Origin of the sequence: Lactobacillus nasalidis, from assembly GCF_016587775.1 — a bacterium.
Taxonomy (GTDB): Bacteria; Bacillota; Bacilli; order Lactobacillales; family Lactobacillaceae; genus Lactobacillus; species Lactobacillus nasalidis.
Map to the genome: position 1 here is coordinate 1 of NZ_BOCG01000718.1, position 1,400 is coordinate 1,400.

General features: G+C 50.6%; 3 protein-coding genes. 2 read left to right on the forward strand and 1 reads right to left on the reverse strand.

Translation table 11 applies throughout. The features are described 5' to 3' along the window. Positions 1 to 244, reverse strand: a 244-nt coding sequence (locus tag lacNas_RS13835) for a metal ABC transporter solute-binding protein, Zn/Mn family (RefSeq protein WP_201346958.1), incomplete at its 3' end; no start/stop codon positions are given. A gap of 106 nt (positions 245 to 350) precedes the next feature. Between lacNas_RS13835 and lacNas_RS13840 the strand changes: the two genes are divergently transcribed. Continuing rightward, complete coding sequence (locus lacNas_RS13840) at positions 351 to 872, forward strand: VanZ family protein (RefSeq protein WP_201331762.1); 522 nt, start codon at positions 351 to 353, stop codon at positions 870 to 872. 82 nt (positions 873 to 954) lie between these two features. Next, on the forward strand, positions 955 to 1,400 hold a 446-nt coding region (locus lacNas_RS13845; protein ID WP_201331763.1), incomplete at its 3' end, for a YebC/PmpR family DNA-binding transcriptional regulator.

A 1,400-nucleotide genomic window follows, 5' to 3' on the forward strand; every position in this document is an offset into this window, starting at 1 on the left:
CCGTCTTGGCTGCCGCCGTCGTCGGCTCAAAGTCGTGCGGATCGGTGTTGCCGTTGGCGATCAAGGCCGTTGCCTTGCCGTATTTGCCGACGATGTTCTGGGCAATGTCGGCGTAAATGTTGGTTGAAGTTACAATCTTGATCTGGTTGCTGCTCTTTTGCTCGCTTTTGGCGCAGCCGGCCAGGAAGAGGGCGGCTATAAGCAGGGCCGGCCAGATGAATAAATGTCTGTATTTTCTTTTCATGTCTTTTCCTTTCAAGATCTGCAGCTTGTCTGCAAATCATATTAGAATACGGGAAAAAATCCCAAAAGTCAAGGCCGCGGGCACAAACGATGGTAAAATAAAAAGCATGAATGATTTTAAGTTTACCAAAAGAGAAAAAGTTTATCTCCTGCTGGCCCTGGCGGTGCTGGCAATGCTGTTTGTCTCAAGCTCGATGACCTACCACGAGCAGAAAATGAAGGCCGGCTTCATCCATACCTACCTGGGCTGGCTGGAAGACTTGATCCAGCGGCTCAATATCTACTATGGCGGGGTCTGGCACAATGTCAGAACTGACGGGTCGGCCGGCTTTACCCAGTTCGTGGTCCGGAAGCTGGCCCACTTCACGAGCTATTTCTTTTATGGCCTGTTTGCCTACCTGGGCTTGAAAAGAGTTTTTGTCATCAAGTGGACCGGCCCCTTGTTTGTCTGGGCCAGCGCCTTTGCTTTCGCGGCCATGGATGAGTTCCACCAGTTTTTGACGGGGGACCGGACGCCGAGCGTGCATGACGTGATGCTGGATGCCAGCGGGGCGCTCTTGGCCATCGTGCTGGCGGTGATTTTTTACCGGATCAGAAATGGTTCAAGTCGAAAAAAGTCGGCCATTTGACCGCTGAAACCGTTGAATTTCTGCCTTTCCTGAGTTATTATAAAAAAGTTGATTATATTAATTAAAGAAAGAAGGATCCTAAATGTCAGGACATTCAAAATGGCACAATATTCAAGGCCGCAAGAATGCGCAAGACGCTAAGAGAGGGAAGGTTTTCCAAAAGCTCTCCCGTGAAATTTACATGGCTGCAAAGAGTGGTGGTCCTGACCCTTCAGGTAATCCAAGCTTGCGTTTGGTCATGGACAAGGCACGCGCTGCCAACATGCCAAAGGACAACATTCAACGGGCAATCAAGAAGGCTGAAGGCAACTCAGACGAACACTACGATGAAGTAACTTACGAAGGTTACGCACCGGGCGGCGTTGCCATCCTTGTTGAAGCTTTGACTGACAACAAGAACCGGACTGCCTCATCCGTACGGGTGGCCTTCACCCGCAACGGCGGCAGCCTTGGTGCTACCGGGTCAGTTGCCTACATGTTTGACCGCAAGGGCTACATCGTAATTGACCGGTCAACTACTGACGCTGA

Excerpts from the sequence above, each read along its gene's own strand:
- lacNas_RS13840 (WP_201331762.1), top strand. The coding sequence starts at position 351 with ATGAATGATTTTAAGTTTACCAAAAGAGAAAAAGTTTATCTCCTGCTG.